At 72.1% G+C, this 7,099-nt stretch carries 8 protein-coding genes; 2 read left to right on the top strand and 6 right to left on the bottom strand.

Annotated elements, in window-relative coordinates:
• The 4 genes from K6I34_RS27805 to K6I34_RS27820 all read right to left on the bottom strand — a co-directional run.
• Positions 1–1,171: DUF692 domain-containing protein (locus K6I34_RS27805; protein ID WP_229329904.1), on the bottom strand; the 1,171-nt coding region annotated here is incomplete at its 3' end.
• Between the two features lie 119 nt (positions 1,172–1,290).
• Entirely contained in the window at positions 1,291–2,046 is a 756-nt protein-coding gene (locus K6I34_RS27810) for an alpha/beta fold hydrolase (protein WP_229329906.1), read from the bottom strand.
• Positions 2,047–2,123: 77 nt separating this feature from the next.
• Entirely contained in the window at positions 2,124–2,288 is a 165-nt protein-coding gene (locus K6I34_RS27815; RefSeq protein WP_229329908.1) for a DUF6191 domain-containing protein, read from the bottom strand.
• Between the two features lie 82 nt (positions 2,289–2,370).
• Positions 2,371–3,057, bottom strand: coding sequence for a MerR family transcriptional regulator (locus tag K6I34_RS27820; protein ID WP_229329918.1), 687 nt, complete (start codon positions 3,055–3,057; stop codon positions 2,371–2,373).
• Between the two features lie 102 nt (positions 3,058–3,159).
• Between K6I34_RS27820 and K6I34_RS27825 the strand changes: the two genes are divergently transcribed.
• Together K6I34_RS27825 and K6I34_RS27830 are read left to right on the top strand one after the other, a co-directional pair.
• Positions 3,160–3,684 (top strand): DUF4188 domain-containing protein, encoded by a 525-nt coding sequence (locus tag K6I34_RS27825; RefSeq protein ID WP_229329910.1) that lies wholly within the window; start codon positions 3,160–3,162, stop codon positions 3,682–3,684.
• Between the two features lie 121 nt (positions 3,685–3,805).
• The gene (locus tag K6I34_RS27830) at positions 3,806–4,618 is read left to right on the top strand and encodes an inositol monophosphatase family protein (protein ID WP_229329912.1); all 813 of its coding nucleotides are present in this window, start codon (positions 3,806–3,808) and stop codon (positions 4,616–4,618) included.
• Between the two features lie 25 nt (positions 4,619–4,643).
• Here the strand turns inward: K6I34_RS27830 and K6I34_RS27835 are convergent, their stop codons facing one another.
• Together K6I34_RS27835 and K6I34_RS27840 are read right to left on the bottom strand one after the other, a co-directional pair.
• Complete coding sequence (locus K6I34_RS27835; RefSeq protein ID WP_229329914.1) at positions 4,644–5,291, bottom strand: DUF1707 domain-containing protein; 648 nt, start codon at positions 5,289–5,291, stop codon at positions 4,644–4,646.
• A 164-nt stretch (positions 5,292–5,455) separates the two neighbouring features.
• A complete protein-coding gene (locus tag K6I34_RS27840) occupies positions 5,456–6,883 on the bottom strand; it encodes a cation:proton antiporter (RefSeq protein ID WP_229329916.1) in 1,428 nt (475 codons plus the stop codon).
• Positions 6,884–7,099 lie beyond the last annotated feature (216 nt).

The following is a 7,099-nucleotide window of genomic DNA, read 5'->3' on the forward strand; positions in this document are numbered from 1 at the left end:
GGCGGGCGGCGGGGAGGCCGCCACGGGTCAGGAGGTGCCGGGCGAAGGCGGCCGCGTCCGCGCGGGCCCCGCCCCGCAGCGGGTTGGTTCCGGCCCAGTCGATGAAGTCCTGTCGCGCGCCCTCGGTCACCTCCGGGGCGATCCGGGAGGCCACCTCGTGGCGTTTGGCGGCGAGGGCGCGGGACGCGGCGGCCAGGCGCTCCGCGTCGAAGCGCTCCGGTGCGGGCGCCCCGGCGGTGAGGGCGGCGAGCACCTCGCCCTGCGCGCGGGCGAGGTGGGGGCGGTGGGCGTCCGCCGGGGTGTCGTCGCGTGCCCCTGTTGTCGCCCGGGCATCACCCGGCGCGGCCGTCCCGGGTTCCGGCGGCCCGGAGTCGAGCACCGCGCGTATGGCGTCGAGTTCGCGGGAGAGCTCCTGTGCCATCGGGTAGTTGCCGTCGCGTTCCAGGAGGACGCCGGGCGGATCGGTGCGGGCGCGGAGGGCGGCGAGGACGTCCAGCACCGGCTCGGTCAGCGGGTGGGCGTGGGTGTCGTGCCAGAAACCGTCGCGCTCGACGCCGCCCGCTATGTGCGCGTACGCGACGGCGTGCAGGGGCAGGTCGTCGAGCGCGCGGACGGGGTCGGCACCGAAGTTGACGTGATTCGCGTGGAGGTTGGCGACGTCCACGAGGAGCCGCACCCCGGTCCGCTCGACCAGCTCGGCGAGGAACTGGGCCTCTGTCAGTTCGTCCTCGGGCCAGGCGAAGAGGGCGGAGGTGTTCTCCAGGGCCAGCGGCACCGGCAGGGCGTCCTGCGCGATCCGGACGTTCTCGGCGACGACGGCGAGCGCCTCGCGGGTCCGGGGCACGGGCAGCAGGTGCCCGGCCTCCAGGGTCGGCGATCCGGCCCGTACGAACGCCACGTGCTCGGAGACGAGCGGGGAACCCAGCGCGACGGCCCGGTCCGCGAGGGCCGCGAGCCGGTCCGGGTCGGGGCGTCCGGCCCCGCCCAGCCCGAGGCCGACACCGTGCGGCACGACGGCGAGGCCGCGCTCGCGGAGCAGCCGGAGCGATTCCGGAAGGTGGGTGGGGCAGATGTTCTCGGCGACGACCTCGACCCAGTCGAGTCCGGGCATGCGCTCGACGAGCAGGTCGATGTCCGGGCGCCAGCCCATGCCTATGCCCAGCCGCTCCATGGTGTGCTCCCCCCGACAAGATCACCTCTGGGGAACACCGTAGCGCCTATGGTCAGATTTTCGTAAAGATCGGTAAAAGTGGTGTGCGCCACTCCGGCTCTCGCCTGCGCCTCGGGCGGTCAGGCGCGCAGGAAGGCCTCCAGAGCGGTCGCGAAGGCCACCGGGACTTCGTACATCGGGTAGTGGCCCGAGTTGGCCAGGATCTCCAGCTCGGCCTGCGGGTAGTGGGCCAGCCAGGTGCCGCGCATCGCCTCGGCGGTCAGGGCGAGGTCGTGCTCGCCGACGAAGACCTTCACCGGGAGGGTGCTGCCGGCCACCTTGGCCGCGAAATCCTGGGTGGTCCAGTCGGTCAGGTAGGCGGCGAAGGCCTCCGGCCGGGAGACGGACACCGAACGGGCCGTCATCGCGTCCAGCCAGCGGCCGCACGCCCGGTGTCCGGTGACCAGGTCGAGGATGGCCCTCCGGTTGGCCGGGCTGTGCGCCGCGCCGTGGAAGAGGTCGTACGCGTCGCCCTCCAGCGGATAGGCACTCGCGGGGACCGGCGCCACCCCGACCAGTTTGCGCACCCGGCCGGGGGCCTCGGCGAGGACGCGCTGCGCCGCCTTGCCACCCATCGAGTGCCCGACCACCGAGAAGGTCCCCCAGCCCAGCTCATCGGCGAGGGCGAGCCCGTCAGTGGCGATCTCGGCAAGCGTGAACCCGCCCGCCGCCTCCCGCCGGTCGCCGTAGCCGCGGTAGTCGAGGAAGGCGTAGCCGAAGGTCTCCGGGTCGAGGTGGTCGAGGAACGGGCCCCAGGCCGCGCTGGTGCCGAACCAGTCGTGCAGGACCAGGACCTTGTGCGCGCCGGTGCCGATGGTGCGGTGACTGATGGCCATGCGGGCTCCCGTCGGGTGGAGTGACAGCCGTTACCTTCCCCGCCGTCACGGCCCTACTCGCCGCTGCCCCGCCTGGGTCAGCCCTGGCCCAGGCGTATGGTCACGCACCCCGAGTCGAGGTCGATCGGCCCCCGGCCGGGGTCGGCGTCCCCGATGTCGTCGAGGCACATCTCCTGGCGCTCACGCTCCACCCTGATGTGCTTGCGCCCGGGGCAGAACACGTCTTCCAGCGCGTCGAACATCTCATCCCCCCTCGTCGAGCTGTTCCTGACATGGGGACAACGGCCTTACGGGGCAGAAGAGTTCCCGGCACTTCAGGGGGTCTCACGCCTCGCCCCCGCCTGCGTCCTCGTCCGTGTCGTCCACGCCCCCGTCCATGAAGCGCCGGGCGGACTCCTCGGCGTGCGCGAGGCGGCGCAGGCTCAGCAGTACGGGCTCGTAGAGGACTGTCAGCGCGACGGCCGCCTCGATCTGCCCGGCCTCCGTGGGCTGTTCCTCGACCAGGTCCATGTCCGTGACCGCGAGCTGTGCGGCGAGCCGGGCGTAGGGCAGCAGATGCGCGAGGTCGCAGGGGTAGCCGAGACGCCTCAGCGCGGCGACCGCCGCGACCAGCCTGCGGTAGGCGGGGGACAGTTCCCCGAGCTCCTGGCCGTGCTGCCAGCCGACGCGTTCGAGCAGCTCCGCCGCGGTGCGGCCCGCCGCGTCGGTCTCCGGGTCGCCCTCGTCGGGCTCCGGACCGTGCGGCAGCGCCCACGTGGCCGCGCCGAGTCGCAGATGGCGGTCCAGGGACTCGTCCTCGGCGGCGGCGATCACCTCGCGGGCGGTGGCCACGGGCACCTTTCCCAGCTGGATCAGGGCTCTCACCAGGCGCAGGCGGCGCAGGTGCGCGTCGTCGTACTCGGCCTGGGTGGCGGAGACCCTGCGGCCGGGCTGCAGCAGCCCCTCACGCAAGTAGTACTTGATGGTGGCGGTGGACACGCCACTGCGTTCGCTCAGTTCCGCCAGTCGCATTCCTCTTGCGCCCTTCTTGCGCTTCTTGCGCCCTTCATCGGGAAGTGGCACTATCCAAGCATGGATAGCGACGCTATCCAATAATTCCTGGGGGGAAGTGTCATGGCCGCAAAGCCGATACCGGGACGGGTCACCGCCGCAGCCGAAGGGGACGTGGTCGTCTTCCTGATCGGGATGCGCATCAATCGCTGGCGGGCGGTACGGCACTGGCTGCCCGCGCTCCGCGCGATGCCGCGCATGCTCAAGGAGCTCTCGCGCGACGGGAACAGCGGGCTGCTGGGCTACCAGTTGCTCGCCGGCAGCCCGAGGGACCGCACCGTCGTCCAGTACTGGGAGTCCCGCGAAAAGCTGCTCGACTACGCCTCGGACCGGGACAAGCAGCACCGCCCCGCGTGGACCGCGTTCAACCGGCGGGCACGGGGCAGCGAGGGAGCCGTCGGCATCTGGCACGAGACGTACATCGTGTCGGCCGGTTCGTACGAGTCGATCTACTCCGGCATGCCGGTGCAAGGACTCGGCAAGGCCCACGGCGTCGAGCCGGTGGTGCGACGCGGCGAGCGCGCGGCGGCGCGCCTCGGAGACTCTGAGAGGCGCGAAGCGTCTGATACGGGAACGCGTGCGGAGTGACCGACGCGCTGCGGTACGCCGAGGTCACGGCGCCCCGACGATCCTGCCCGACGGGCCGTCGAGAGGCCGTCGAGAGGCCGTGACCTCGGTGTACGGATCACCTCTCGCTACCATGCGCCGCATGGTCAACTCGTATGCGAGTCCTGATGATGCCGAGATCGCGATAGCCGCGGCGCGTGCGGGCGCGGACGTCGTACGCGCCATGTACGGCCAACGGCTCACCCGTATCGACAAGGGTGCCGGGGACTTCGCCACCGCCGCCGATGTGAAGGCGGAAGAGGCGATTCTCGGCGTACTCCGCGCCGCCCGGTCCGATGACGCCGTTCTCGGCGAGGAGGGCGGGCAGCGGGGTGCCGCGGAGGCCGCGCGTCAGTGGCTGGTGGATCCCTTGTGCGGCACGCTCAACTACGCCGTCGGCAACATGCTGGTGGCGGTCAACGTGGCGCTGCGCGATGGTCCGGCGGCAGTGGCCGACCCCTTCAGCGGCGAGGTCTTCTTCACCGACGGCGAGACCGCCCGGGTACGGCATGACGGCGCGGACACCCGGCTGGCGCCCACGCCCGCCACCCGGCTCGTGGATGTCAACCTGGACCCGCCGTTCCCCAGTGCGCCCGGCTTCCGGGCCGTGGATCTGCTGGCCCGGCCCGGCTTCGCGGCACGGTTCCGGCCCCGGGTCGTGTCCACGACTCTGGCGTTGGCCTGGGTCGCCGCAGGCAAACGCGCCGCGTATGTCACGGACGGCGGGGACCTCTCCGGGAGCGTCCATTTCGCCGCCGGGATCGCTCTGTGCCGGGCCGCCGGCTGCGTGGTCACCGGGATCGACGGCGCCCCGGTCGGACGGTCGGGCCGCGGACTTGTCGTGGCCGCCGACGGCGAGACCCACCAGCTGCTGATGTCGATGATCCGCGACCGGGGCGAGGAGCATCGCGGCTGAAGGCTGTCCCCTCCCCGCGCCGCGATCAGCGGGTCGCGGCGCCCGGAAGCGACCGGGCCGCCTTCGCCTCGCGCTCCAGTCGGCGCCGCTCCCGCGCCTTCGGGTGGCGGACGACGATGCCCGCGAGGCCGCCCGTGCCGGTGAGGCGGACGAGAGGAGAGTCCGGGGCGTGGTCGTGGGTGGTCCTGTCCGTGACGCCGCCGGGGCCGGGGTCGATCCGGTCGGTCTCGACGGCCCAGTCGTCGGGTATCACGATCGTGACGCCCGCCATCTGCCCATGGACGTCGATGTCGACGGCCGACAGCGGACATTCGGCCTGGGTGAAGTCGAGGACGACGCCGCCCATGCCTCCGTAGGCGATCACGCGCGACGGGACCGTCCAGCGTCCTCTGCGGACGGCACCGTGGAATCCGCCCTTGAGGACGAGAGGCTGATCCTGAACGGATTCCCGGCCCGCCCCCACCCCCTCGATGCCCCGCAAATCGGCTGTCAGTGCGGCAAGCTGGCCATGAGTCTTCGCGTTGAGCGCCTGCCCGAGCCGTTCATCCAGCTCGTGGAGTTCGAGACGGCCCTGCACCATCGCCTGCTGGAGTCGCTGTACGACCCTCTCGCGGTCGGCGTGGGAGGCACGCTGTTCGGCCCAGGAGGCTGCTTCGGAGAACTCTGCTGTCATGGGCACGAGCGTAGGCCGGACAGGTACCCGGCCGCCCCGGGGAAGTCCCCGGAGCAGACCCTGATCCGACCCTTACGGGGCCCCTTACAGGGCGTCGGGCCGAACCCCGACGAGCGGACTGGCCCCAACGAGCAGACCGGCCCCGAGCTCTGACGAGCGGACTGTCAGCGCCCTGCGCCGGGCTCGTCGTCGAGCGGACGCCAAGCGCCGTGATCGTCGCTCGCTTCGAGAACGGCCCGTGGTGTTCCGTACCGCTGGGCGGGGACGGCCCCTTCCGGGCCGGACCGGGCCGTCGTGTCGGTCAGGTGGCGCACGACGGGGTTGACGAGGGCCGTCGCCGTCAGCGCGGTGAGCAGGAGGGCCGTGAAGAGGTGGCCGTCGATGAGTCCGGCGTCGCGGCCGAGCGTGAGCATGATGATTTCGCTCAGCCCTTTGGTGTTGGCCAAGGCGCCCAGGGTCGCCGCGTCACGCCAGGGCAGGTGGAGGAGGCGGGCGGTGAGGGCGGCTCCGGCGAATTTCCCTCCCCAGGCCACGGCGAGGAACGCGACGAGGGCGAGCAGACCGTGCAGGCCGAGTTCCGTGACGTCGACAGTCAGACCGGTGAGGGCGAAGAAGACAGGGACGAGCAGGGCACCCGTGGTGCGCAACGGGTCCTCGACGGCGTGGCGCAGGCCGGGGTCGACGTCGCGAGGCATGGCCAGGCCGAAGGCGAAGGCACCGATGACGGCGTGGACGCCCAGCCGAGTGGTGCACCAGGCGGAGAGGAAGACGCCACTGCCGACGGCCAGGATCAGCAGCCAGGGCCGGCCGCCGTGCGGTCGGTGGCGGCTACCGGGGCCACCGAGGGGACCGAGGCCACTGAGGCCACTGAGGCCACTGAGGCCACCGAGGGGGAGCACGCGGAGGGCCGGACGGACAGCGAGCGTCATGACCAGCGCGTAGGCCGCGATGCGGGCCAGGGTGAGGACGAGGTCGCCGGTGCCGAGGCCCTGGGCGGCGGTGATCAGGGTGACCACCGCGCACCAGGCGACGACCTCGGTGATGGCACCGCAGGCGGTGGCCATGGTTCCGACCGGAGTGGCCGCCAGACGGTTCTCGCCGATGATGCGGATGAGCACGGACAGGGCGCTGACCGACAGGACGATGCCCAGGAACGGCGCGAAGAGCAGCGGGGAAGGCGAGGAAGGCGCGGAGCCGGTGTGCGCGGGCCGTACCGCGAGGAGGGCGAGGGCCAGTCCGACCGCCAGGGCGAAGGGAACGACCAGGGAAGCGGTGGTGACGGCGAGCACGGAGCGCCCCCGCCCGCGCAGGGCCTGGAAGTCGAGTTCCCAGCCCGCGGCGAACATGAACAGGGCGATCCCGACCTGCGCGATCACCGACAGATGCGACCGGGCCTCCTCGGGGAAGAGCAGGCCGGGCAGGTCGCCGGGCAGGAGTCCGAGCACGCTCAACCCCAGCAGGAGCCCGGCGGCGATCTCGGCGACGACGGCCGGTTGCCGCAGACGGGCCCGTACGGGGGTGAGCGCGACCCCGATGAGCAGGACGAGGGCGATGTCGGCCAGTACGGCCGCTTCCAGTGAGGAACCTTTCACAGCCCTGCGCCTTCCTGGTGATGCGGCGGCCAGGAAGACTGCAGGGCGCACCTACTTACCCCAGGGCGGCAAGTCGGACTGTTCACCTGATTGATGGGTGGAGGCGGATGATTACCCCTGCCCCTCCCCGGCCCTGGCCCTGGCTCGCTCGTCCGGCGCGGCAGTGAGACAGCGCCGGACGAGCGAGCCAGGGCCAGGGCCGGGGAGGGGCAGGGG

This window comes from Streptomyces sp. UNOC14_S4 (assembly GCF_020740835.1).
Taxonomy (GTDB): Bacteria; Actinomycetota; Actinomycetes; order Streptomycetales; family Streptomycetaceae; genus Streptomyces.